Annotated in this window: 24 protein-coding genes; 18 read left to right on the plus strand and 6 right to left on the minus strand. The window is 68.2% G+C overall.

Translation table 11 applies throughout. The features are described 5' to 3' along the window. Positions 1 to 59: 59 nt before the first annotated feature. Together FHW84_RS12880 and FHW84_RS12885 are read left to right on the plus strand one after the other, a co-directional pair. The gene (locus tag FHW84_RS12880; protein ID WP_167256103.1) at positions 60 to 584 is read left to right on the plus strand and encodes a hypothetical protein; all 525 of its coding nucleotides are present in this window, start codon (positions 60 to 62) and stop codon (positions 582 to 584) included. Positions 585 to 601: 17 nt separating this feature from the next. After that, the gene (locus tag FHW84_RS12885; protein ID WP_167256105.1) at positions 602 to 1,237 is read left to right on the plus strand and encodes a hypothetical protein; all 636 of its coding nucleotides are present in this window, start codon (positions 602 to 604) and stop codon (positions 1,235 to 1,237) included. A gap of 39 nt (positions 1,238 to 1,276) precedes the next feature. Here FHW84_RS12885 and bamE read toward each other — a convergent pair whose 3' ends face one another. Continuing rightward, complete coding sequence (bamE, locus tag FHW84_RS12890) at positions 1,277 to 1,594, minus strand: outer membrane protein assembly factor BamE (protein WP_167256107.1); 318 nt, start codon at positions 1,592 to 1,594, stop codon at positions 1,277 to 1,279. Between the two features lie 567 nt (positions 1,595 to 2,161). Here bamE and FHW84_RS12895 point away from each other — a divergent pair. The 4 genes from FHW84_RS12895 to FHW84_RS12910 are packed head-to-tail and all read left to right on the plus strand — an operon-like array spanning position 2,162 to position 9,535. Continuing rightward, positions 2,162 to 3,562 (plus strand): TolC family protein, encoded by a 1,401-nt coding sequence (locus FHW84_RS12895; RefSeq protein WP_167256109.1) that lies wholly within the window; start codon positions 2,162 to 2,164, stop codon positions 3,560 to 3,562. Further along, positions 3,559 to 5,406, plus strand: a complete 1,848-nt coding sequence (locus tag FHW84_RS12900) for an HlyD family efflux transporter periplasmic adaptor subunit (RefSeq protein WP_167256111.1) — start codon at positions 3,559 to 3,561, stop codon at positions 5,404 to 5,406. Before FHW84_RS12895 ends, FHW84_RS12900 begins: the two co-directional genes overlap by 4 nt. A gap of 3 nt (positions 5,407 to 5,409) precedes the next feature. Further along, positions 5,410 to 7,554 carry a peptidase M50 gene (locus tag FHW84_RS12905; RefSeq protein ID WP_167256113.1) on the plus strand — a complete coding sequence of 715 codons (2,145 nt, stop codon included), beginning with the start codon at positions 5,410 to 5,412 and terminating at the stop codon, positions 7,552 to 7,554. After that, positions 7,547 to 9,535, plus strand: coding sequence for a DEAD/DEAH box helicase (locus tag FHW84_RS12910; RefSeq protein WP_167256115.1), 1,989 nt, complete (start codon positions 7,547 to 7,549; stop codon positions 9,533 to 9,535). The genes FHW84_RS12905 and FHW84_RS12910 overlap by 8 nt, the downstream gene beginning before the upstream one ends. Before the next feature lie 74 nt (positions 9,536 to 9,609). On the opposite strand, the gene FHW84_RS12915 is transcribed toward FHW84_RS12910, so the two are convergent. After that, positions 9,610 to 10,524 carry a LysR substrate-binding domain-containing protein gene (locus FHW84_RS12915; RefSeq protein WP_167256117.1) on the minus strand — a complete coding sequence of 305 codons (915 nt, stop codon included), beginning with the start codon at positions 10,522 to 10,524 and terminating at the stop codon, positions 9,610 to 9,612. 120 nt (positions 10,525 to 10,644) lie between these two features. On the opposite strand from FHW84_RS12915, the gene mdcA reads away from it, so the two are divergent. Genes mdcA through mdcH form a run of 9 tightly spaced genes read left to right on the plus strand, consistent with a single transcriptional unit; the run spans position 10,645 to position 17,951 of the window. Beyond that, the gene (gene mdcA, locus FHW84_RS12920; protein WP_167256119.1) at positions 10,645 to 12,297 is read left to right on the plus strand and encodes a malonate decarboxylase subunit alpha; all 1,653 of its coding nucleotides are present in this window, start codon (positions 10,645 to 10,647) and stop codon (positions 12,295 to 12,297) included. Beyond that, positions 12,297 to 13,157: a triphosphoribosyl-dephospho-CoA synthase gene (locus FHW84_RS12925; RefSeq protein WP_167256121.1), complete on the plus strand. Its 861-nt coding sequence runs from the start codon at positions 12,297 to 12,299 to the stop codon at positions 13,155 to 13,157. The genes mdcA and FHW84_RS12925 overlap by 1 nt, the downstream gene beginning before the upstream one ends. A gap of 11 nt (positions 13,158 to 13,168) precedes the next feature. After that, positions 13,169 to 13,471: a malonate decarboxylase subunit delta gene (locus FHW84_RS12930; RefSeq protein WP_167256123.1), complete on the plus strand. Its 303-nt coding sequence runs from the start codon at positions 13,169 to 13,171 to the stop codon at positions 13,469 to 13,471. A gap of 3 nt (positions 13,472 to 13,474) precedes the next feature. Beyond that, positions 13,475 to 14,326, plus strand: a complete 852-nt coding sequence (locus tag FHW84_RS12935; RefSeq protein WP_167256125.1) for a biotin-independent malonate decarboxylase subunit beta — start codon at positions 13,475 to 13,477, stop codon at positions 14,324 to 14,326. Beyond that, complete coding sequence (mdcE, locus tag FHW84_RS12940; protein ID WP_167256126.1) at positions 14,323 to 15,132, plus strand: biotin-independent malonate decarboxylase subunit gamma; 810 nt, start codon at positions 14,323 to 14,325, stop codon at positions 15,130 to 15,132. Before FHW84_RS12935 ends, mdcE begins: the two co-directional genes overlap by 4 nt. 46 nt (positions 15,133 to 15,178) lie before the next feature. After that, on the plus strand, positions 15,179 to 15,577 hold the full coding sequence (gene madL, locus FHW84_RS12945; protein WP_167256128.1) for a malonate transporter subunit MadL: 399 nt from the start codon (positions 15,179 to 15,181) through the stop codon (positions 15,575 to 15,577). Between the two features lie 10 nt (positions 15,578 to 15,587). After that, positions 15,588 to 16,352, plus strand: a complete 765-nt coding sequence (gene madM, locus FHW84_RS12950) for a malonate transporter subunit MadM (RefSeq protein WP_167256130.1) — start codon at positions 15,588 to 15,590, stop codon at positions 16,350 to 16,352. A 4-nt stretch (positions 16,353 to 16,356) separates the two neighbouring features. Next, the gene (locus FHW84_RS12955; protein WP_208399775.1) at positions 16,357 to 17,031 is read left to right on the plus strand and encodes a malonate decarboxylase holo-ACP synthase; all 675 of its coding nucleotides are present in this window, start codon (positions 16,357 to 16,359) and stop codon (positions 17,029 to 17,031) included. Next, complete coding sequence (gene mdcH / locus FHW84_RS12960) at positions 17,028 to 17,951, plus strand: malonate decarboxylase subunit epsilon (protein WP_167256132.1); 924 nt, start codon at positions 17,028 to 17,030, stop codon at positions 17,949 to 17,951. Before FHW84_RS12955 ends, mdcH begins: the two co-directional genes overlap by 4 nt. Before the next feature lie 90 nt (positions 17,952 to 18,041). Here the strand turns inward: mdcH and FHW84_RS12965 are convergent, their stop codons facing one another. The 4 genes from FHW84_RS12965 to FHW84_RS12980 form a co-directional block, all read right to left on the minus strand. Beyond that, positions 18,042 to 19,790: a M4 family metallopeptidase gene (locus tag FHW84_RS12965; protein WP_243868095.1), complete on the minus strand. Its 1,749-nt coding sequence runs from the start codon at positions 19,788 to 19,790 to the stop codon at positions 18,042 to 18,044. 547 nt (positions 19,791 to 20,337) lie between these two features. Continuing rightward, positions 20,338 to 20,739, minus strand: a complete 402-nt coding sequence (locus FHW84_RS12970; RefSeq protein ID WP_167256136.1) for a hypothetical protein — start codon at positions 20,737 to 20,739, stop codon at positions 20,338 to 20,340. Positions 20,740 to 20,884: 145 nt separating this feature from the next. Beyond that, on the minus strand, positions 20,885 to 21,334 hold the full coding sequence (locus FHW84_RS12975) for a nuclear transport factor 2 family protein (protein ID WP_167256138.1): 450 nt from the start codon (positions 21,332 to 21,334) through the stop codon (positions 20,885 to 20,887). 226 nt (positions 21,335 to 21,560) lie between these two features. Beyond that, complete coding sequence (locus FHW84_RS12980; RefSeq protein ID WP_167256140.1) at positions 21,561 to 22,319, minus strand: SDR family NAD(P)-dependent oxidoreductase; 759 nt, start codon at positions 22,317 to 22,319, stop codon at positions 21,561 to 21,563. A gap of 147 nt (positions 22,320 to 22,466) precedes the next feature. Between FHW84_RS12980 and FHW84_RS12985 the strand changes: the two genes are divergently transcribed. From FHW84_RS12985 to FHW84_RS12995, 3 genes are all read left to right on the plus strand, one after another. Then, positions 22,467 to 23,060, plus strand: coding sequence for a TetR/AcrR family transcriptional regulator (locus tag FHW84_RS12985; protein ID WP_167256142.1), 594 nt, complete (start codon positions 22,467 to 22,469; stop codon positions 23,058 to 23,060). 81 nt (positions 23,061 to 23,141) lie between these two features. After that, positions 23,142 to 23,546 carry a helix-turn-helix transcriptional regulator gene (locus FHW84_RS23395; RefSeq protein ID WP_343203601.1) on the plus strand — a complete coding sequence of 135 codons (405 nt, stop codon included), beginning with the start codon at positions 23,142 to 23,144 and terminating at the stop codon, positions 23,544 to 23,546. 108 nt (positions 23,547 to 23,654) lie between these two features. Beyond that, the gene (locus FHW84_RS12995) at positions 23,655 to 24,191 is read left to right on the plus strand and encodes a DUF4199 domain-containing protein (RefSeq protein WP_167256145.1); all 537 of its coding nucleotides are present in this window, start codon (positions 23,655 to 23,657) and stop codon (positions 24,189 to 24,191) included. Positions 24,192 to 24,236 lie beyond the last annotated feature (45 nt).

Genomic DNA, 24,236 nt, shown 5'->3' on the forward strand with positions numbered 1-24,236 from the left:
AAACGGAACGCGTTTTTTGCTCAAGGACCCTGGCGCTGTGGGTGCTTGCCGCCGGAGCCATGCCCCATGCTCAGGCCCAGTCGTACTTCGGCAGCCCGGTGGAAGGCACCTTGTGCCATGCCGGCGAGACCGTGATGTTCGCCTGCCCTTCGGGACAGAAGCAGATCGCCGTGTGCGCGGCCGCCACCGGCGGCTCGCCGTTCGGCACGCTGCATTACCGCTTTGGCAGCAGCAGCAACACGGAGCTGGAGTTCCCCGCCCGGCTCATGCCCCCGCGCGAATTTGCCGGCGGCAACAGCCTCGGCGACGGTGGACGGGGAACCCTGGTCTACCTGCGCCTGAATAATGGGGACACCAGCTATACGGTGTACGCGGAGGCGGTCAATCCTACCTATCAGGGCACCGATGCCAGCGAGCGCAGCGGCGTCATCGTCGAAAGGCATGGCAAGCTGCTCGCCACGCGCAAGTGCGATGCGCAGGCGCGCACCTATTCGGGCATGCTGCTGGACCCGAAGTTCCTGGGCGACGCGGTGCCGCTGGACCCGAAAGTGCCGCCCGGCTTTCCCACTTACAAGCAGCCTTGAACCGCGGGGAAAACCTCATGACACCGGATCGCCGTTTTTCGCTGTATACCCTCGCGATCGCCTGCCTGTGTGCAGCAGGCTCGCCGGACGTCCACGCGCAATCCTCTTCCGACGGCCCCACCCAGGGCAGCCTCTGCCCCGCCGACCAGACCACGCTGTTCGCCTGCTCCTCCGGCCAGAAGCAGATCGCCGTCTGCGGCAAGCCCGGCAACGACACCTACGACGAGCTGCGCTACCGCTACGGCACCGAGCGCAACCTGGAAGCGGATTTCCCCAACGAACGCGAACCGGTGCCGCCGCGGCTGTTCGCCAGCGGCAACCAGGCGAGCAATGGCGCCGGCGGCACGCTCACCTACCTGCGCTTGAGCGATGGCCGTTCCACCTTCACCGTGTTCTCGGAGACCAGCTCGCCCGCGCCGGGCGCGGCCGGCTACGAAAGCAGCGGCGTGCTGGTCGACAACCACGGCCATACGGAAACGCACCTGTGCGATGGGCAGACGCCCGCCCAGGCGGGAGGCCTGTCGGATCGGAAACTGATCGGCAAGGCGGTGCCGCGGGATGATCGCGTGCCGGAAGGTTTTCCCACCTATCAGGCAACGCCTCAGGCAGCAGACCAGGCGGCGCCTGAGACACCGGCGCAACCGTCGTCCTGAGCAAACGCGGTGCGGCGATGCCCCTGCATCGCCGCGCGCTTACGACTCCGGCGGCACGATCACCACATTGTGCAGCCCTTCGCGCCGAGCCAGCCCCGGCCCGAACTGCACCACGTGCCCTTCCTTCATCACCACGGTGTAGTCGGTGTGCGTCACCGACATGCGCGAGCGGTGGCGCGCCAGATAGGTGTAGACCTCGAAATCGCCCATCGTGCTCAAGGCGTCCGGACGGCCCAGGGTGGCGACCACCTGGTCGCGGCTGTTGCCCGGATCGAGCGCGGTGATTTTCTGGCCGGTGGTGTGGCAGCCGGCCAGCAAGGCGGCCGCCAGTACGGCCGCTCCCATGATGCGCTTCATGACTCCCCCTGAGACTGGCGCTGGATGCGCCGCGCGCTGGTGAACGAGGCGGGATGGTAGCGCAAGTTTGGATGCTTCGAAGCCTCACATCAGAGCCGTCATCCCGGCGTAGGCCGGACGAGCGCGCAGTGCGAAGAACGCCCGCAGGGCGGCCCCGAAGGGGTGAGCGAAGCGAATCATCCAGTGGCGAAAACGTTTGTCGATGCAAAAGCAGACAAGAGCAAGGCTCTTAAGCCTTTTCGCGACAACCGGATATCGCCGCTACTGGATCCCGGCCTGCGCCGGGATGACGAAATGCGAGGCGCCGCGCCACTCGCAAAACCTTGCGGAAAACCTGAACGCGCCAGCCCTTGGCACACCCCCGGGCCGATGCCAGAATGCCTGCGCTTCAGGGGGAAATCGTCGGAACTGACGCCAGAGCGCACCGTGCGGTTTCCGGTGCGTGTCCAGTCGTTGCGGTCCACGACGGACCGGCCTCTCCCTCCGGGCACTACGAAGGGATTTGAGGTGCGACGCGAAAGTCTTTACGCGAGGGAGCTGGTTCCGGTACGTCCCGGAGGATCGCCGGTGCGCCGCCGCGCCCTGCCGCTGGCGCTGCTGTGCGCCAGCCTGCTTGTGGCGATGCCGGCGCTTGCCGCCGACACCGTCACCTCGCTCGGCGAACTGTTTTCCATCGCCCACGACAGCGAACCCGGCTACCGCGCGGCCAAGGCCAGCCTCGATGCTTCGCAGGCGCGCACGCGCCAGGCCTTCGGCGCGATGCTGCCGCAGATCTCCGCCACCGCCAGCAGCAATGGCAACCGCCGCCGCTACGACACGCTGGACCGCGTCACCCACACCTTGCACGACCGCTATCACGGCGACACCGGCCAGCTCAGCCTGACCCAGCCGCTGTGGCGCCCCGCCAACACCGCCAGCCTGCATCAGGCCGAACAAGTGGAGCGGCAGAGCGAATACCAGCTCAAGGACACCGAGCAGCAGCTGTACCAGAAGCTGGCCTCCGCCTGGTTCGACCTGATGGAAGCGCGCGACGCGGTGGAGTTCACCGCCGCGCAGCGCGACGCCTTGCGCGCGCAGTGGGATATCGCGCGCCGCGCCGTGGAACTGGGCGCGCAAGGCGAACCGCAGGCCGAGGACGCGCACGCCAAGTACGAGGAAGCCGCGGCCGATGCGGAGTCGGCGCAGGCCGACCACGCCACCAAGCTGGCCGCGCTCGAACAGTGGGTAGGTCCGGCGGAAGACCTGCAGCAGCCGTATCTGGACGACCAGCTCGAACTGCCCGACCTGATCGGCAACGACATCGACAGCTGGCTGGGCCAGATCGACGCCAGCAGTCCCGCCCTGCGCGCCGCCGCGCGCGCGGTCGCCGCTGCGGAGGACGAAGTGAGCAAGCAGCGCGCCGGCCACCAGCCGACCCTGGACATGGTGGCCAGCTACGGCAACACCGACCAGAACGTCGGCAACTTTCCCGGCCAGGCCGGCTACCGCATCCGCACCTTTACCGTCGGCCTGCAGCTCAACGTGCCGATCTATTCCGGCGGCACGCAGTCGGCGAAGGTCGCCGAAGCGCTGGCCCTGCGCGACAAGGCGCGCGACGACCTGGAAGCCGCGCGGCGGCAGGCTGTCCTCAACGTGAAAACTTCCTTTCTCGCCTGGCGCGCGGGCCTGGCCAAGTCGCATGCCGCGCGCATCGCCATTGCATCGGCGCAACGCGCGCTGGCGGTGGCCGAGCGCGGCACCGACCGCGGCCTGAAGACCGAAGCCGATACGCTGGCCGCGAAACAGCAGATCGCCGCTTCCCAGCGCGACATGCGCAAGGGCCGCTACCAGCAGCTCACTGCATACATCAAGCTGCGGGCCACCCTGGGCGACCTGAGCATTGCCGATATCGACGAGCTGGATCAGTGCTTCGTGCCCGGGCGCATGAACGCTACCGCCTCGCTCAAGCCGGAGCGCGCGCCGCAATGAACGCCCTGCCCGCCACACCCGATCCTTCCGCGCCCACGCCCTTGCCGCTGGACGGCTGGACGCGCTTCATCACCGCGCGCACCTCGGCCGAATTCTGCGACGCGTGGCTGGCGGTGCTGCGCGACAAGTTCGCGGTGATCGCGCAGGCGGCGATCCTGGTCGAATCCGCGGACGGACAGAACTTCGTGCCGATCGCGGTGTTTCCGCAGGCCAACAGCGATATGGCGCGCATGGGCGAAGCGGTGCAGCGCACGCTGGCCGAACGCCGCGTGGTGGTGCAGCCCTGTGCGGAACCCGCCGGCCTGTGGCACGTGGCGGCGCCGCTGTCGGTGCACGACCGCGTGGCCGGCGCGGTGGTGCTGGAGCTGAGCGCGCACGACGAAAGCCTGCCGCTGCTGCTGCGCGAGCTGCATTGGGGCAGCGCTTGGCTCAGCAATCTGTTCGCGCGGCGCGAGCACGATGCCGCGCTCGCTTCGAGCGTGCGCTCGCTGGGCGTGCTCGAAGCCATAGCGATTGCGCTGCGCCACGAACGCTTCCAGCAGGCGCTGTTCGACCTCAGCAACGAATTGCGCCGGCGTTTCGGCGGCACGCGCGTGGCGATCGGCCTGATGCGCCATGGCGAAGTCAGGCTCACGGCCTTGTCGGAAGCGGCGACATTCGAGAAATCCTCGCCGCTGGTGCACGCCTATGCCGCCGCGATGAACGAGTGCTGCGACCTGGCCCAGCCGGTGGAAGCGGCGGCGCCCGAACGCGAGGCGCCGGACAGCTTCCGCGCGCATACCGCCCTGCTGCAGCGCACCGGCGCCGGCCGCCTGCTCTCGCTGCCGATCGCGCAGCAGGCCAGGTGCGTGGCGGTGGTGACGATCGAGCGCGAAGCGCCGACGCCGTTCGGCGAGGAAGAGCGCAAATGGATGGACACCTTCGGCGCGCTGCTGGCGCCGGTGATCGCCCAGCGCGTGGATGCGGAGCGCGGCTCGTGGCAGCGCCTGCGCGACGAAGGCCGCCATTTCCTGGCCGCCTTGCTCGGCCCGCGCTATCTGCTGTGGAAAGCCGGCGCGCTGGCCGCGGCGCTGCTGCTGGCCGTGCTGGTGTTCCTGCCGGTGCCGTACCGCGTCTCCGCCAAGACCGTCACCGAAGGCGAGATCCAGCGCGTCGCCGCCGCGCCGTTCGAAGGTTTTCTTGCCGCCAGCTTCGTGCGTGCCGGCGACACCGTCGCCAAGGGCCAGCCGCTGGCCCAGCTCGACGACCACGATCTGCGCGTGGAACGCAGCAAGTGGGCCAGCGAGCGCGATCAGTACGACAACAAGCTGCGCGAGGCAATGGCCGGGCACGACCTCACCGCCATGCAGGTGGTCGGCGCGCAGTTGCGCGAGGCGCAGGCGCAGCTGGACCTGCTGGACGACAAGCTGTCGCGGGTGAAGGTGCTGGCGCCGTACGACGGCGTGGTGGTCACCGGCGACCTGAGCCAGCAGATCGGCACGCCGCTGGAAGCCGGCAAGAAGCTGTTCGAGATCGCGCCGCTGCACAGCTACCGCATCATTCTTCAAGTGGACGAGCGCGATATCGCCCAGGTGCGCGAAGGCCAGGACGGCCAGCTGGTGATCACCGGCCTGGCCGGCGCGCCGATGCCGTTCACCGTCGCCAAGATCATGCCGGTGGCCACCGCGCAGGACGGCCGCAACTTCTACCGCGTCGAGGCGCGCCTGAAGCAGGATTCGCCGCTGCTGCTGCCGGGCATGGAAGGCGTCGGCAAGATCGGCGCGGGCCGGCGCAAGCTGGGCTGGGTGCTGCTGCATGGCCTGTTCGACTGGCTGCGGCTGAATCTATGGAGCTGGGGCCTGTAGCCCATGGCGCGCAGTCCGTTCAGTCCGTCCTGGCATAGCGTGGCGCAGCTGCGGCCGCGGCTGATGCCGTATGCCACGGTGCAGCGCGTGGTGTTCCGCGGCAAGCCCTGGTACGTGGTGCAGGACCAGACCGGCGGGCGCGTCTATCGCCTGTCCACCGCGGCGCATGCATTCATCGCGGGCATGGATGGGCGCCAGACCGTGCAGGCCTTGTGGGAGCGCGCCAACACCTCCGAATCGCGCGATGCATGCACGCAGCCGGAAGTGGTCGACCTGCTGGTGCAGTTGCATGGCGCGGATCTGCTGCAGACCGACGTGGCGCCGGATTCCGCCGAAGCACTGGACCGCCACAAGCGCAAGCGCACCGAGACCATCCGCCAGTGGCTGCTCAATCCGATGAGCGTGAAGCTGCCGCTGCTCAATCCCGACCGCTTCCTTACCCGCCTGTCGCCCTACCTCTCGTGGTGCTTCGGCCCGGTCGGCGCGCTGCTGTGGCTGGCCGTGATGCTGCCGGCCATGGTGCTGGCGGCGCAGCATTGGGGCGAGCTGACGCATAACCTTTCCGACCGCGTGCTGTCGTCGAGCAACCTGCTGGTGATGCTGGCGGTGTATCCGGTGGTGAAGCTGCTGCACGAGCTGGGGCACGGCTTTGCGGTGAAACGCTGGGGCGGCGCGGTGCGCGAGCTGGGCGTGATGTTCCTGATCTTCGCGCCGGTGCCGTACGTGGAGGCGTCGTCGTCCGCGGCGTTTCCGTCGAAGTACCGGCGCGCGCTGGTGGCGGCCGCCGGCATGCTGGTGGAGCTGTTTCTCGCCGCGCTGGCGCTCTACGTGTGGCTGGCGGCCGAACCCGGCGTGCTGCGCGCGGTGGCGTTCAACGTGATGGTGATCGGCGGCGTGTCCACCTTGCTGGTCAACGGCAACCCGCTGCTGCGCTACGACGGCTATTACATCCTGGCCGACCTGATCGAGATGCCCAACCTGGCCCAGCGCGGCACCGCCTGGTGGACCTGGTTGCTGGACCGCCATGCCTTCGGCTCCGCCGACGCGGTGAAGCCGGACGAGACGCCGGCCGAGCAGCGCTGGCTGTTCTTCTATGCACCGCTGGCGTGGTTCTACCGCACCACGGTGACGCTGTCGGTGATCTTCCTGGTGGCGGGCAAGTACTTCATCGTCGGCGCGCTGATGGCGTGCTGGAGCGCGTATGGCCTGCTGGTAGGGCCGATCCGCAAGGGGCTGAAGCATCTGCGCACCGCCGGTGCGCTGCATCGCGTGCGTGCCCGTGCCTATCGCCGCACCGCCGTCGCGGTTGGCGTCCTGCTCGCCGTGCTGCTGTTCGTGCCGGTGCCGTTGCATACGCGCGCCGAAGGCGTGGTGTGGCTGCCGGATCGCTCCATGCTGCACGCGCAGGAGAACGGCTTCTTCCATGCCTGGATGGCGGCGCCGGAGCAGGCCGTGCGGCGCGACCAGTCCGTCTACCTGATGGACAACCCGCAGCTGCAGGCGGAGCTCGCGGTCGACCGGGCCAAGCTGGACGAAGCGCAGGCGCGCTACGACGCGGATGCCTTCATCGACCCGGTGAAAGCCCAGGTCAGCGGGCGCCAGTTGGCCGAAGCGCGCGAAGTGCTCGAACGGGCGGAACTGCGCGCCGCACGCCTGATCGGCCATGCCGGCGGCGACGGCCGCCTGATCGCCGCCACGCCGCAGGACATGCCGGGCCACTACTACAAGAAGGGCGAGCTGCTCGGCTACGTGCTGGCGCCGCGCGACCTGATGGTGAGGGTGGTGGTGCAGCAGGACGATATCGACCTGGTGCACCAGCGCCTGCACGGCGTGCGCTTGCGCCTGGCCGATTCGCTGGGCGAGGAACGCGCCTCCCGCGTGGTGCGCAGCTTCCCCGGCGCGGTGGACGAATTGCCCACCGCGGCGCTGGGGCTCAACGGCGGCGGCGCCATTCCCACCAACCCGAACGACAACAACGGCGTGAAGACGCTGCAGCGCGTGTTTATCGTCGACGTCGCCCTGCCCGCCGGCATCGCACCGCCGTTCGGCGAGCGCGTGCACGTGCGTTTCGACCATGGCAGCGAATCGCTGGCGCGCCAGGGCCTGCGGCGCCTGCGGCAGGTGTTCCTGGGGCATTTCGGTGTCTGACGTGCGCGCCCTGCTGGCGGACCGCGATCTGCGGCTGGGCGATGGGCCTTATCTGGAACGGCTGGATGCCAAGCGCTCGCGCTGGGAGGACCGGCTGCGCGCGATGCTCGACAGCCTGCCGCGCTTCGACCGGCGGCGCGTGCGCGGTTTTCTGGCCGCGACGGCAGCGCGCGAGGAGGCCGCACGTGCGGCCAGCGACGAGCAGGTGCGCGAACGCCTGCGTGCCGCCGCCCACCGCATGCATCTGGAAGGCTTTACCGATGCGATCCTGCCGGAGGCATTCGCGCTGATCCGCGAAGCCTCGCGCCGCACCCTGGGAATGCGCCATCACGATGTGCAGCTGCTCGCCGGCCGCGCGCTGCTGCAAGGGCGGCTGGCGGAGATGTCCACCGGCGAAGGCAAGACCCTGGCCGCCACCCTCGCCGCCTGCGCCGCGGCCGCGACGGGCGCCGCGGTGCACGTGGTGACGGTGAACGACTATCTCGCCGAGCGCGATGCGGAACACAACCGCGCGCTGTTCGATTTCCTCGGCATGAGCGCCGGCGTGGTGCTGCAGGACATGTCGGTGGCGGACCGGCGCAAGGCCTATGCCTGCGACATCGCCTATGTATCGAACAAGGAGTTGACGTTCGACTATCTGAAGGACTGCATTGCGCTGGGGGAAATCTCGGCAACCCAGCAGCGCCTGCGCGAGCTGGCCGGCGGCGCGCGCGGGGAGCCGCCGATCCTGCGCGGCCTGCATTTCGCCATCATCGACGAGGCCGACAGCGTGCTGATCGACGAGGCCAGCACGCCGCTGATTATTTCCGAGACGCTGCCGGACGATCTCGATCCGGCGGTGTATACGCAGTCGGTGGAGCTGGCGCGGACGCTGCTCGCAGGCACGGACTACATCAAGGGCCCGCGCCGCGATATCTGGCTGACCGAAACCGGCCGGCAACGCGTGCGCGCACTGACCTCGACGTTCGGCGGCCTGTGGCGCTCGCCGCTGTGGCGCGACGAGTTCGTGCAGAAGGCTTTATCGGCCGTGCATTGCTTCACCCGCGACCAGGACTACATCCTGGCCGAGGACAAGGTGCAGATCGTCGACGAATCCACCGGCCGCGTGATGCCGGACCGCACCTGGGAGCGCGGCCTGCACCAGATGATCGAGTGCAAGGAAGGCTGCGAGATCACCGGCCAGCGGCGGACGCTGGCGCAGATCACTTATCAGCGTTTCTTCGGGCGCTATCTGCTGCTGAGCGGCATGACCGGCACCGCGCAGGAAGTGGCGCTGGAGGTGAAGCAGACCTACGGCCTGCCGGTCACGCGGATTCCCACGCACAAGCCGAGCCGGCGCCGGCGGCTGGCGGACCGCATCTGCGCCGACAGCGCGCAGCGCTGGCGCGAGGTGGCGCGGCGGGCGATCGAGCTGGCCGCGAACGGGCGCGCCGTGCTGGTGGGCACGCGATCGGTCGAGGCCTCCGAGATACTCGGGCGCCTGTTCGAGCAAGAAGGCGTCGAGCACATCGTGCTCAACGCGCGGCAGGACAAGGGCGAGGCGGAGATCGTCGGCGACGCCGGCCAGCCCGGCCGCATCACCGTCGCCACCAACATGGCCGGCCGCGGCACCGACATCAAGCTCACCAAGGAGGTCGAAGCCGGCGGCGGCCTGCATGTGATCCTCACCGAGTTCCACGAATCGGCACGGGTGGACCGGCAGCTGTTCGGGCGCAGTGCGCGCCAGGGCGATCCCGGCACGACCGAGGCGATCGTCAGCGTGGACGACGACCTGTTCAAGCGCTTCGCACCTGCTGCCGGGCGCCGCCTGATGGCGCTGCTGATCCGCGATATGCAGCACAGCGAGCGATGGTTCCGGCGCTGGGTCACCTATGTGCAGGACCGGGCCGAGCGGCATTACCGGAAGCAACGGGTGGAAACGACGCGGAGGGATGCGGAGTGGGTGCGCGCGCTCGGGTTTGTCGGAAAGACCAGGAAATAGCGCGGAACAACCAAGATTCCGGCCTTGCGCGCCAAGCCTTCATAGCAACTGCCTTAAAGGTTTGAGGCAGGGACTTACGCCCCGCCGAGCGCGGCCAGGCGCCGGCACTCTTCCGCCAACGTCACCAGGTATGGATCGCCCTCGCGCCTGCGCAGCATCAGCAAGGTGATGGTCTGCTGCGACGTATACGGCGGCACCAGCGGGATCAGCCGCACGCGTGCATTGAACGACTCCATCCGCCCCGGCAGCAGGCTGTAGCCGACGCCGCCGCTGATCAGGTTGGTCAGCGAGAAGATGTCGCCTACACGCATCGCCACCTGCGGCTGATAGCCCGCGCGCCGAAACGCCTGCTGGAAACTCGCCGCCGTGGCGAAGTCGTCTTCCAGGCAGACGAACTTCTCGTTGCGCACCTCGGCCAGATCGAGCGAATTCCGCCGCGCGTAAGGCGAATCGGCAGGCACGGCGAAGAAGATGCTGTCCTCGAACAAAGGCACGGCCAGTAGCTGGTCGTCGTCCACCGGCTCGCTGAGCGCGATCACGATGGCATCCAACCGCCCTTCCCGCAGCTGCTCCAGCAACAACCGGTTGGAGCCGAGCGTCAGGTCGATGTCCAGGGCCGAGTTGCGCAGCTTCATGCGCACCAGCAAGGGCGGCATCGTGCGCGTGGTCAGCGAATACAGCGACCCCACCTTCAGGCGCGGCGCGGACAAGCCGGCGATCTCCCGCACCCGCCGCACGCCCTCCTCCGCCTCATGCAGGGCGCGCTGCGCATGTTCGGCCAGCGCATAGGCCGTCTGCAGCGGGATCAGCTTGCGCCCGTCGAGCTTGAACAGCGGACAGCCCACCGCCTGCTCCAGCGAATGCAGCGCGCGGTGCACGCTGACCACGCTGTAGGAAAGCCGCTCCGACACCTTGGGCATGTTGCCCAGCTGCATGAAGGCCAGGAACACCTCCAGCTTCTTCAGGGTGAAGCCATCGTCGATGGCCATGCCACGCTCCCAGCCACCGGCAATCATTAGCCTGAAGCTAATGAAATTACGCTTAGCTTGATTGAAGCGCAACCGGGCGCCGCCTAGAGTCGCCCTCGCCTTTTCCGCGAGAGCCACCCGATGACGGCCCCCTCCGCAGCCACCGCGCGCTGGACCACCCGCCGCACCGAGAAGCAGCGCCGCCTCGCCGCCGTGAGCGGCCTGGCCCACGGCAACCAGCTGCCGGCCGCGCGGCTGACCGAAGCGCTGGAACGCCTGATCAGCCCCGGCGACCGCGTGGTGCTGGAAGGCAACAACCAGAAGCAGGCGGATTTTCTCTCCCGTGCATTGGCCCAGGCCGACCCGGCCAGGCTGCACGACCTGCACATGATCATTCCCAGCGTCAGCCGCGCCGAGCATCTGGACCTGTTCGAGCGCGGCATCGCGCGCAAGCTGGATTTCGCTTTCGCCGGCACGCAGAGCCTGCGCATCTCGCAATGCCTGGAAGACGGGCTGCTGGAGATCGGCGCGATCCACACGTATATCGAGCTGTACGCGCGGCTCTACGTCGATCTCTCGCCGAACGTGGTGCTGGTCGCCGCGTACAGCGCCGACCGCGAAGGCAATCTCTATACCGGCCCCAGCACCGAGGACACGCCCGCCCTGGTGGAAGCGGCCGCCTTCCGCGACGGCATCGTGATCGCCCAGGTCAACGAGATCGTCGACCAGCTGCCGCGCGTGGATATTCCCGGCTCCTGGGTGGATTTCGTGGTGCCGGCGGACAAGCCGTTCTTCATCGAGCCGCTGTTCACCCGCGACCCGCGCCTGATCACGCCGATCCAGATCCTGATGGCCATGATGGCGATCCGCGGCGTCTACGAACGCCACCAGGTGCAATCGCTCAACCACGGCATCGGCTTCAATACCGCGGCGATCGAATTGATCCTGCCCACCTACGGCGAGCGCCTGGGCCTGAAGGGCAAGATCTGCCGGCACTGGGCGCTCAATCCGCATCCCACCCTGATCCCGGCCATCGAGAGCGGCTGGGTCGACAGCGTGCATTGCTTCGGCGGCGAGCTGGGCATGGAGGCTTATGTGGCCGCGCGTCCGGATGTGTTCTTCACCGGACGCGACGGCTCGCTGCGCTCCAACCGCCTGCTGTCGCAATTGGCGGGGCAGTATGCGGTCGACCTGTTCATCGGCTCCACCTTGCAGATGGATGGGCTGGGCAATTCGTCCACCGTCACGCGCGGCCGCCTCACCGGCTTCGGCGGGGCGCCGAACATGGGCCACGATCCGCACGGCCGCCGCCATGCCACGCCGGCGTGGCTGGACCTGATCCAGGGCGACGATCCGCTGCAACGCGGCCGCAAGCTGGTGGTGCAAGTAGTGGAAACGTTCCAGGCCGGCGGCAAGCCCAGCGTGGTCGAATCGCTGGATGCGGTGGCGGTGGGGCGCGAGGCCGGCATGCCGCTGGCGCCGGTGATGATCTACGGCGACGACGTCACCCACGTGCTGACCGAAGAAGGCATCGCCTACCTCTACAGGGCCGAGTCGGTGGAGCAGCGCAAGGCAATGATCGCCGCGGTGTCCGGCGTCACGCCGATCGGCCTGCAGCGCGACCCGAAGGCCTTGGCGCAATTCCGCCGCGACGGGCTGGTCGCGCTGCCCGAGGACCTGGGCATCCATCCCGGCGAAGCCGACCGTTCGCTGCTTGCCGCGAAGAACATGGCGGAGCTGGTGGCCTGGTCCGACGGGCTGTATCAGCCGCCTGCGCGCTACCGGAGCTGGTAATGGAAACCGCCGTCCGCTCATCGGCAGCCGTCACGGAGCAGGCGCAGTTCGCCGCCTGGCTGGCCGGCCAGGTCACCGGCGCGCTGCTGGACGAAGTGATGCTTGCGCCCAAGCCGGGGCTGGTCGATCCGCGCCATCGCGGCGCGCACAGCGACATGCACTGGCAACTGCTGAGCCGCTCCGCGCATGCATTGCGCCCAGGCTTTCAGGCGATGGCGATGGCCGCGTATCGCCAACCGGCCGGCAGCGCACTGCGCGAGCGCATCGGCGCGCTGGGACGCGAAGCCGAGGCCGCGATGCTGGCCGCGACTGGCGGCATCAATACGCATCGCGGCGCGATCTGGGCACTGGGCCTGCTGGCCGTGGCCGCGGCGCAAGCGCCGGACGAGCTGACACCGGCGGCCATCGCCGCGCGCGCCGGTTCGCTCGCGCGCATGCCCGATCGCCTTGCGCCGGAACACACCGGCCACCCGGGCGAACGCGCCTGCCGCCGCTACGGTGTCGGCGGCGCACGCGGCCAGGCGCAAGCCGGCTTCCCGCACGTGCTCGGACAGGGCCTGCCGACCCTGCGCGGCGCGCGGGCGCAAGGCGCCACCGAACACGCGGCGCGGCTGGATGCCCTGCTCGCCATCATGGCCACGCTGGACGACACCTGCGTGTTGTCGCGCGGCGGGCCGGAAGCGCTGCAGGCACTGCAGGCGGGCGCCCGCCGCACGCTGACGCATGGCTGCGCCACGCTGGCCGGCCGCCGCGAACTGCGCCGCCTGGACCGCGAACTGCTGAGCCGCCACATCTCCCCCGGCGGCGCCGCCGACCTTCTTGCCGCCAGCCTGCTGCTGGACCGCATCTCCCGCGCTTAAGAGGACTGCCGATGCAAACCCTCGCCTTCACCTTCCCTGCCGCCGCACCGGCGCATGGCCGCGCGCTGGCCGGCGTGGTCGCCTCCGGCGACCTCGAAGTGCTGCTGGAACCGGCGGCCGACCGGCACATCAGCATCGAAGTCACCACCTCGGTCGAGGGCATGGAGCGCACCTGGGCGGCGCTGTTCGCACGCCTGTTCGCCGAACCGACGCGGCCGGCGGTGCGGCTGCAGATCAACGATTCCGGCGCCACGCCCGGCGTGGTGAGCCTGCGCATCGCGCAAGCCTTCGACGCACTGGCGCAGGAGCACTGAACGATGGACGCACAACGCCTGCTGGCCCGCCGCAGCTTCACCGAACTCCATGCCCGCGCACGCGCGCAGGCCTTGCTCGATCCCGGCAGCTTCCGCGAGCTGATCGATCCATTCGAACGGTTGGCGTCGCCATGGCTGCCGCGCCAAGGCATCGTCACCCAGGCCGACGATGGCCTGGTGGTGGCGCGCGGCCTCCTGGATGGCAACCCGGCCGTGGTGCTTGCCATCGAGGGCGCGTTCCAGGGCGGCAGCATGGGCGAAGTGTCCGCGGCGAAGATCGCCGGCAGCCTGGAACTGGCGGCCGAGGACAACCGCCAGGGCATCCCTACCCGCGCCGCGATCGTGTTCGAAACCGGCGGCGTGCGCCTGCAGGAAGCCAACCTCGGGCTGGCGGGCATCGCGGAAATCCAGGCCGCCATCGTCGATCTGCGCCGCTACCAGCCCGTGGCCGGCATCGTTGCCGGGCCGGTCGGCTGCTATGGCGGCATGTCGATCGCCGCCGGCTTGTGCAGCTATCTGCTGGTCACGCGCGAAGCGCGGCTCGGCCTCAACGGCCCGGCGGTGATCGAACAGGAAGCCGGCATCGCCGAGTTCGACTCGCGCGACCGCGCCACCATCTGGGGCCTGAGCGGCGGCGAGCAGCGCTATCGCAGCGGCCTGGCCGACCGCTACGTGGAAGACGATGCGGCGCAGATCCGCCAGGCCTTGCTGGCCTGCATGCGCGCGGGCCGGCCCGGGCGTTGCCGCAGCGAACGCCACGATGCGTTCCTGCCGCCGCTGTCGCAGGCCGACGGCGCCCGTCCGGCGGGGCCCGCCGAGGTCATCGCCGCGTTCGGCGAGGAGTTGCGCGCATGAATACCTCCAGCCAACGCGGCCTCGTGTGGTGGCAGGCACTGACTGGCGGCACCGAGCCACTGGCCGGCTACGCGGCTTCGCTGCGCGTGGCCGATGCAAAGCTCGGCGACGACATGGCGCGCTACATCGCGGTGGTGCCCGATCCGCACAATCCGTTCCCGCGCGCCCGCCGCGGCGAAACCGGCCTGATCGAAGGCTGGTCGCTGGCGCGGGCAGTGCGCGACGCCATCGAAGCCGACCGCGACCGCGGCCTGCGCCGGCCGATCGTCGCGGTGGTCGACACGCCCAGCCAGGCCTACGGACGCAACGAGGAAGCCTATGGCATCCACCAGGCGCTGGCCGCCGCCGCGGACGCCTATGCCACGGCACGGCTGGATGGCCATCCGGTGATCGCGCTGCTGGCCGGCAAGGCCATGTCCGGCGCCTTCCTCGCGCACGGCTATCAGGCCAACCGGCTGATTGCGTTCGACGACCCGCAGGTCATGGTGCACGCCATGGGCCGCGACGCGGCGGCGCGCATCACCCTGCGCAGCGTCGACGAACTCGACGCGCTCGCCGCGGATATCCCCCCGATGGCTTACGACATCCACAGCTATGCCTCGCTCGGCCTGCTGTGGAGGCTGCTCGCCGTCGACAACCCGGCGGCACCCGGCGCCGATGCCATCGCCAAGGTGGCGAACGTATTGCGCGAAGCGGTCGCCGATATTCGCGGCGACGCCTCCCGCGGCCTCGAAAGCCGTCTGCACGGCCCGCTGCGCAAGGCCTCGGCCGACGTGCGCGCACGCCTGCGCGCGCAATGGCGCTAGCGCATCGTCTTCCACTCATGGCGCGCCGCGGCGCGTGGAGGTGCTTGTGATCGTCTACGGAACCACCCTGCTCGCCCTGTGCTATCTGGCCGGCCTGCTGCTGGGCGAGGGGCTAGGCCGCCTGATCGGCGTGGGCACCAATGTCGGCGGCGTCGGCATCGCCATGCTGCTGCTGATCGCCGCGCGCATCTATCTGCACCGCCGCGGCGCGCTGCCCAGGGAAACCGAGGCCGGCGTCGGCTACTGGGGCGCGATGTACATCCCCGTGGTGGTGGCGATGGCCGCGCAGCAGGATGTGGTCGCCGCCTTGCGCGGCGGTCCCGTGGCCTTGATGGCCGCGCTGGGCGCGGTGCTGGTGTGCGGCGGCTGCATCGCCTTGCTCACCCGCACGGGCCGCGACGACACCTCGCTGCCCGAATCCACCACCGAACAAGCGCTGAGCTGAGGACGCACCCATGCTCGAAATGCTGGACAAGATGCTCAACAAGAACGGGCTGGTCGCGGCATTCGCGATGGTAGGGCTGGTGATGTGGGCTTCCGTGCTGCTGTCGCGCAAGCTCACTTTCGGGCGCGTGCACGGCTCGGCCATCGCGATCCTGATCGGCCTGCTGCTGGCGTACTGGGGCGGCGTGCAGACCGGCGGCCAGCACGGCCTGGCGGACCTGACCCAGTTCGCCGGCATCGGGCTGATGGGCGGCGCCATGCTGCGCGACTTCGCCATCGTCGCCACCGCCTTCGAGGTGCAGGTGGACGAGGCGCGCAAGGCGGGCCTGATCGGCGCGATCTCGCTGCTGCTCGGCACCTTGCTGCCGTTCATCGTCGGTGCGTCCATCGCGCATGCGATGGGCTATCGCGACGCGGTGAGCATGACCACGATCGGCGCCGGCGCGGTCACTTATATCGTGGGGCCGGTAACCGGTGCGGCGATCGGCGCCAGTTCCGACGTGATGGCGCTGAGCATCGCCACCGGGCTGGTCAAGGCGATCATCGTGATGGTCTTTACCCCCGTGGCGGCGCGTGCGCTGGGCTTGTCGACGCCGCGCTCGGCCATGATCTTCGGCGGCCTGGCGGGAACGGTAAGCGGCGTCAGCGCCGGCCTGGCGGCGACCGACCGGCGGCTGGTGCCGTATGGCGCGCTGATCGCCACGTTCCATACGGGCCTCGGTTGCCTGCTTGGACCGTCGGTGCTGTTCCTGGCGACCAAGGCCCTGGTGGGTTGAGCGCGTGGCCGCCGTGCCGAATCCACCGGCGGTGATGGCGGAACGGGAAGCACCGCGTCCGCACGACCTGCTGTGGGCAAGCGACACGCTCGAGGTGCTGCGCTCGCCCTCGCCGCTTCCGGGCTGGGTCGATGCGGCCTGGTTTGCGGCCGCGCCGCTGGTGGTGCGCCGCGAACGTGCGCCAGCGGGCCTGGTGCCGGTGGGCCTGCGCGGCGAGCAACGCCATCAACGGCATGCCGCTTATCTGCCGGCGAGCGCGATGACAAGGCGCACGCCGCCGGAAATCCTGGCGCGTACGCGCGCGTGGGAACCTTGGGGCGATGCCGCCGGCCATCGCTGCCGCTGCGCCCTGCGCACGCTGGCGCCGCTGCTAGACGAATTGCCCTGGGCCTGGGGCATCACCGGCGGCGTGGGCTTCGCCATGGCAAGCGGCCTGCCGGTGCTGCGCGAAAGCAGCGACCTGGATCTGCTGCTGCGCATCCCGCGGAAGCCGGATCCCGCGGCACTGCAGAAGCTGTCGCAGCATTTCGCTGCAATGCCGATGCGCGTGGATGCGCAGGTGGATACCGGCCACGGCGGTTTCGCGCTGGCCGAGTGGCTGCGCGGCGGCCCGGTGCTGCTGAAGACCGGTGATGGCCCGCGGCTGGTGGCCGATCCCTGGGGCGCGGCGGCGCCATGAGCGTCCTCTTCACCTTTCCCGGCCAGGGCGCGCAGCGGCCCGGCATGCTGCATCGCCTGCCGGATACGCCGGGCGTGCGGGAGACGCTGGATCAGGCCGCCGACGTGCTGGGCCGCTCCATCGATGCGCTGGACGACGAAGCCAGCCTGCGCTCCACCGAGGCCGTGCAGCTGTGCCTGCTGATCGCCGGTGTTGCCGCCGCGCGCCTGCTCGCCACCCTGGGGGCGCTGCCCACCATGGTGTGCGGTTTGTCGGTCGGCGCATTTCCCGCAGCCGTCACCGCGGGGGCGCTGGATTTTGCCGATGCCTTGCGCCTGGTCGCGCTGCGCGGGCGCCTGATGGAGCAGGCCTATCCGCACGGCTACGGCATGACGGCCATCGATGGCCTCGCCGCTCCCGCCTTGGAATCGCTGCTCGCCGGGCTGCGTGCGGATGGATGGCCGGTCCACCTCGCCAATATCAACAGCGACACCCAGCTGGTCATCGCCGGCAGCGACGAGGCGATGGCCATCGCCGCCGAACAGGCGCGCAAGCTGGGCGCGCGGCGCAGCCAGCGCCTGCGCGTGGCCGTGCCGTCGCATTGCGCCCTGCTCGACGCGGCTGCCGCCGCCTTCGCGCGCGCCTTCGACGGCGTACCGCTGGCGCGGCCGCGCATCGCCTGTCTCAGCGGCAACCTGGCCCGCCCGCTGTTCCGTCCCGAACACATCGCCGCCGACCTTGCCGCCAATATGGCGCGTCCGGTGCTATGGCTGGACAGCATGCGCGCGGCCTGGGAACGCGGCGCGCGGCTGGCCGTCGAAATGCCGCCGGGCCGAACGCTGACCCGCTTGGCCGGGAGCAGCTTCGACGGCCTCGCCATCGCCGTGGATGACCACCGGCTGGACAATGTCGCCGCCGCGGTGGCGGCGGCCACCTCATGAAAAAGCCGGTGGACGCATCGCGCCCACCGGCTTCGCACTCACTTCCCTGCACGATTCACCACTGCCGCAGCGGTGGTTTCGGCATGCCGGTCAGGGAGTCCAGGTTGCCTTCAGCGTCACGCCCGAGAAGGACGTATAGCCGCGGATCATCACGTAGTACGTGCCGGTCGACGGCGTGCTGAAGCTGCAGCTCTCGTTGTTGCCGTTGAGGTACGGACGGCAGTTGTAGCTGGACGTGGTCGGCGCGGAGCCGAACTTCACGTACAGGTCGCCGTCGCCGCTGCCGCCCGAGATCGCGATCTTCAGGTTGCGCGCACCCGCCGGGATCGCCACGGTATAGGCCAGCTGCGTACCCGTGGAGCCCGACAGGCCGGTGACCGGCACGCCGTTCTGCAGCGCGGTGCCGCCACCGCCGCCGCCCGAGCAGCTCACGCCCACGGCGGTGAACGCCGCGGTCACGTCGGCCTTGGTGTAGCCCTTGTCCACCGCGGCCTTCTCCACGCCGCAGGCGCCGTCCTTGTAGTCCGACGTCGCGGTCCAGTACACCGCATTGGCGCCTTCGAACACTTCGAATGCCTTGCGGGTGTTCCAGCCGCTGGTCTTGGCCAGCACGCAGAACGCCTTGTTGTAGACGCCGCTGGAGTAGTGCACGTCCAGACCGTCGTAGTAATCGGCCGCGTTGTCGATCGACGAGCCGTCCTGGGTCGGGTTGCACATATAGCGCAGCGCGCCGCTGCTGGACTTGAAGATCTCGGCGCCGACCAGGAAGTCGTTGTTGCCGTTGCGGTCGAAATACTCGGCCGCTTCGCCGGCCATGTCCGAGAACGCCTCGTTCATGCCGCCGGACTGGCCGCTGTACTCCAGGTTGGAGTGCTGTTCGGTGAAGCCGTGGCTGATCTCATGGCCGGTCACGTCCAGCGACACCAGCGGATAGAACGTGGTGGCGCCGTCGCCGAAGGTCATCGAGCTGCCGTCCCAGAAGGCATTCTCGTAGTTGCTGCCGTAATGCACCTTCATCACCAGCACCTGGTTGAGCGGCGGTGCGCCGAACCAGCTCTGGTAGAGGTCATGCACCACGCCGCCGAAGTGGTGGGCGTCGTTGATCGGTGCATAGGCGCCGTTGACGTCCGGCTCGTCGCTGTTGGAGCAGGTGAAGCTCCACAGCGTGCCGGTGCCGCTGGTGGAGTGGTTCATGTTGTAGGTCTTCACGTTCGCGTTCTGGAACGTGCAGGTGCTGCCCGACTGCGTGACATTGAGATACGGATACTGCGTACCGTTGTACTGGTACATGCCGGTCTTGGCGTTGCCGCCAGGGCCCGTGGCATTGGCATTGGTCAGGCCTTCCCACTGCTTGATCACCTGCCCGGTGTTGGCGTCGACGATGGCCGTCGGGCGCGAGGCCTTGGGGCTGTCGACCACATACGAGGTCAGGTACACCAGCCGCGCGCGGCCGCTGGCATCGGGATACACGTACAGGTCGGCGCGCTCGTTGCGCGGCGCCGTCGCGCTGGTCGGCAGGAAGCCCTTGGTGGCGCGCAGCGCCGACAAGGCCTGCGCCGTGCTCAAGCGCGGCGTGACCGAGCTCAGGTCCACCTGCACGTTCTGCAGTACGGCGCCGTCGGCGGTCAGCGAGTTGCCGGCCGCGTCCTGCTCGACCGCGATGCTGCGGCCGTAGACCGGCACGCCCTTGTAGTACTGCTGCATGCGCACCTTCTGCGTGCCTTGCACGGTCTTGACCGCACTGCCCGCGACGAAGGTGTTGTCGGCGCTCAGGCCCAGCTTCGCGGCGAGCTGATTGCCCGGCGCGGCACCCAGGCTTTGCGCCTGGAGATGCTTCATATCAGCTGCATGCACGCTGGTTACGCCGATCAGCCCCATCACGGCGAGCCACAGACATGCACGCTTTTGCCCCATCTTTGCACTATTCATTTGCGGTGTTCTCCAAAGGGTTATGAGAAACCACCGGGCAGCGCGAAACACTCCCCAAAACAGGAACGTTTGCTTGCAAATACGATTGTGAGAAGCAAGCCGTCCCCATTCCTGCCTGTCGGAAAACAGGCAAGAACCTACGCCGCACCGGCGATGCGCTTCTGTGCAAACGAGTTACCAGGAATAGCCGCCGAGCCCCTATTCGACGGCGGGGGGACGCTATCACGCGGGGCGGTCAATGAAACGTGACAATCTACGGTTTACGCAAAGAAGTGCGAACTGGGTCGTGAATCATACGAATCGGCGAGAGAACCTGCTTTTTCGATTGGAGCGATCCAAATTCTTGCGGCGGACTGGCACCGCTTATGGCGTCTTCCAGGCCGCAGTTGTCAACCGATCGCCAAGCGCCGTATCCGCATTTATGCGAGAGCCGGCGCGGTCACCAGCGCCAGGCAGATCAGACGTAACGCGCTGCTGCCATCGTCACGATCGCAATCATCAGCAGGCCGGCAGCGACGCGATGCGCGATCAGGACGCGCGCGGGCAAGACGGCATCGCCAGCTTCGGCGCGCGCCTCGCGCAAGGCGCCGCCCACCACCGCCACCTGCACGATCAGCGCTGCGAAGGCGCTCAACGCGCCGATCATCAGGCTGCGCTCCATCGGTCCGAGGGCTCCTTGATGGATCGTATGCCACAGATAGCCGCCCGTAAGAATGGCAACCGCGGCAGCTCCCATCTGCGGCCGGAACAGGCGCTTCGTTTCACTGCCGCCGGTGCGTGCCAGCGCGGCGGTGCTGCCTGCCCAGAACACGGCGGCGAGAACGTGGAGAGAGATGGCGACGACTAATACGTATGACATCGGATGGCCCCAGCGTGGCGGATTATATTGACTATACATGTTGTATATATAAACACAAGGGCCGCCGGAACCACGGCATCGGCGCATTAAAAAAGGCCCGCGTCTGCCGCGGGCCTTCGCACTGCGCATGCCGCTTCAAGCGTGCTTATTTGACCGGATGGATCTGCGTAAAGATCACCTGCCACTGCCCGTTGCGTTTCGCCCACACATCGACGAAGCGTCCGCGGAAAGTGAACTCCTTGCCCTGGCTGCTGCCCTTCGCATCCACCATGCCGGCGAGCACCGCGCCATCGCTCCACACCTTGCTGACCTGATCGTAGAGATTGACCGAGATGGTCTTGTTGCCGGGCGCGGTCTGGTCGGCGATGAACTGCGCCTTGGTCAGGTTCTTTCCGGCGGTGCCGGCCAGCGTGTAATCGTCGGCGAGCACGCGTTCGAGTTCGGCCTTGTCGGCCTTGAACTGCGCGACGTCGTAAGCGGTAGCCGCGGCGGCGAGGTCTTTGGGCAGCTTGCTGTAGTCGCCGATTTCCTTGGCTTGTGCCGCGGTGGCGATCAAGGCGACGCAGATCGATGCGAGTACGAGCGATGTACGCATATCCCCTCCCAAGTGGATGTTCACGAGCACGACGAGCCGGAAAATCGGGAACGGAAATCGGGGGAAGCCAAGGCCGGCATTGGACTACCCGCCCGCCGCCGCTGCCTATGGGCCAGAAGTCAGTGGTGGCAACCGGTTGGCCATATCGCCATCCGGATAAAACGGCGAAGGGCCGGATCCTCCCGCAAGAGAAACCGGCCCTTCCCTGCTTCAGCGTTTATGTCTTTCAGGCAGCGCCGAACAGCGCCATGGCCTGCTCGTTGAAGCCGTTGACGAAGCCATGCTCGTTCGGCCCCACGTTGGCGCGGAACGCCTTGGCGTTCTCCACCAGCACTTCGTCCACATCGGTGCCCAGCACCTCGATGGTCTCGGCGATGAACTCGTCCAGCGGCATCGCCTGCTCCGCCTCCTGGCTGTTGAGCAGCTCGGTGCGCACCCACGGCGGCGCGAGCTCCAGCACGCGCACGCCAGTGTTGCGCAGCATGAAGCGCTGCGACAGCACATAGGAATGCAAGGCCGCCTTGGTCGCCGAATAGACACCCGACACTGCCAGCGGCACGAAGCCCAGCACCGAGCTGGTGTACGCAACCACCGCGTTCTGTTTGGTCTTCAGATGCTCGATCAGTGCGGACGTCATGCGGATCGGACCGAGCACATTGGTGTCGACAGTTGCGGTGAGCATGGCGTCGTCGACCTTGCCGCCCACGCTGTCGATCTGCATCACGCCGGCGTTGTTGATCAGCACGTTCAGATCGGGATGCGTGCGCACCAGCTGCGCGGCGACGCGCTCGATGCTGGCCGGATCGGTGATGTCCAGCTCGACCGCCTCCATGCCAGGGTTGGCCGCGATCACGGCATCGAGATGCCCGCGCCGGCGCCCGGCGATGATTACCTTGTTGCCGCGCCGGTGCAGCGCTTCGGCCAGGCCGCGGCCGATGCCGGAGGCGCCGCCGGTGATGAAGATGGTGTTGCCGCTGAGTTTCATGAGAGGTGTCCTTGCAGGAGGGGATTCACAATGGCGATCACCATTGATGTGGCGTAGAATCCGCTCGCGCCCGGATGATTGTCAATGGCGATCACCATCGTATTTTTTAATCGGTCCGATAGACGGCCACCGGAAAGGAGCGCGCCCATGGGCGTCACCAAGCAGCAAGCCATTGAAAACAAAAAGGCTATTGTCGAAGCTGCGGAGAAGCTTTTCCGCGAACGCGGGGTCGCCGCGGTGGGCCTGGCCGAGCTCACCAAGGCCGCCGGCTTTACCCAGGGCGGCTTCTACAACCACTTCAAATCCAAGGACGCCCTGGTCGCGGCGGTGATCGACAAGGCGATGGAAGACGGCGCCATCCTGTTCAACTGCGGCCTGCAGGCCGCCAAAGCCGCCAAGGCCGCGCCGGTGAAGCGGCACGTGGAGTGGTACCTGTCGAAGGAGCACCTGGCCAATATCGAGCAGGGCTGTCCGCTCACCGCGTATGCCGGCGACGTGCGCCGCCTCGGCGCGGAGGCGCGGCAGTCGTATGCGCACGGCCTGCAATGGAATATCGAGCAGTTGGCAAGCCTGATCGACAACGGCGACCCGCAAGCGAAACGCCAGCTGGCGGTGGCGCTTTTCAGCCAGCTGGTGGGCGCCTTGGTGTTGTCGCGCGCGGTGGCCGAGGCGGACCCGGCGCTGGCCGAGGAGATCCTGGAAGCCGGACGCCAGCAGTTGCTGCTGGCGCTGGAGAAGTAAGCGCGGCGCCCCGCTGCCGTCCGCGCCCCGGCGCTAAGATGCCCCTCTCAAGGGGAGCCGGGGGCAGCGATGTGGAAGCGGGTGGCAGGTTACGGCGCACTGCTGGCGGCGGGAACGCTGGCCCTGCAGTGGCTGGACTACCAGCGCATGGCGCGCCTGCACTCCGGCGACATCTATGTGTTCCTGATCGCCGCGGCCTTCCTGGTGCTCGGCATCGTGCTGGGGGTACGGGTATTCGCCAGGCCCGCCGAAGCCCCCGCCTTCGACGGCAACCCCAAGGCGCAGACGGCGCTGGGCCTCAGCGGCCGTGAGCTGGAAGTGCTGCACGAACTGGCCGCCGGCCACTCCAACAAGGAGATCGCCGCGCACCTGCACGTATCGCCGAACACGGTGAAGACCCACGTGGCGCGGCTGTTCGAAAAACTCGGGGCAAAGCGTCGCACCGACGCCATCCGGCGGGCACGCGAGCTGGGCATCGTGCCCTGAGGCCGCTGCTTTTGAGGTGAAAACACCCGAATCATCCATTCGGGCGATTGCCGCAGGACGCCGGATCGCGGCCAATGGCGCCACCATCCATCGCTGAGGAGCAGCACCGTGTTGCGCACCATCCTGAAGTACGGCCTGATCGCCGGCCTGGTCGTCGGCGGCTTCGAACTCGCCACCTTCGTGCTGTTCTCCGGCATGCCGCCGCTGAAGTACGGCATGGTGGTCGGCTACACCACCATGCTGATCGCCCTGAGCGCGGTGTTCGTCGGCATCAAGCGGCACCGCGACGTGGACCGCGGCGGGGTGATCGGCTTCTGGCCCGCGCTCGGGGTCGGGCTGGGCATCAGCTTCATCGCCGGCATCTTCTACGTGGCCGCGTGGGAAGCGGTGCAGTCGATGATGCATATGGATTTCGCCAGCTCCTACGCGCAGGCCATCATCGCCAGCCAGAAGGCCAAGGGCGCGAGCGCCGAGGCGCTGGCGAAACTGACCACCGAGATGGAGGCGTTCAAGGTCCAGTACGCGAACCCCATGTACCGCCTGCCGATGACCTTCACGGAGATCTTCCCGATCGGGGTGCTGGTGTCGCTGGTCTCGGCGGGGTTGCTGCGCAACAGCCGCTTTCTGGCGGTGCGGCGGGGATAAAGAGCATAAGCTTGAGGTCATGGATCGAAACCTGAAACGGAGAAG

The organism is Dyella sp. SG562 (genome assembly GCF_011759495.1).
GTDB lineage: Bacteria > Pseudomonadota > Gammaproteobacteria > Xanthomonadales > Rhodanobacteraceae > Dyella_D > Dyella_D marensis.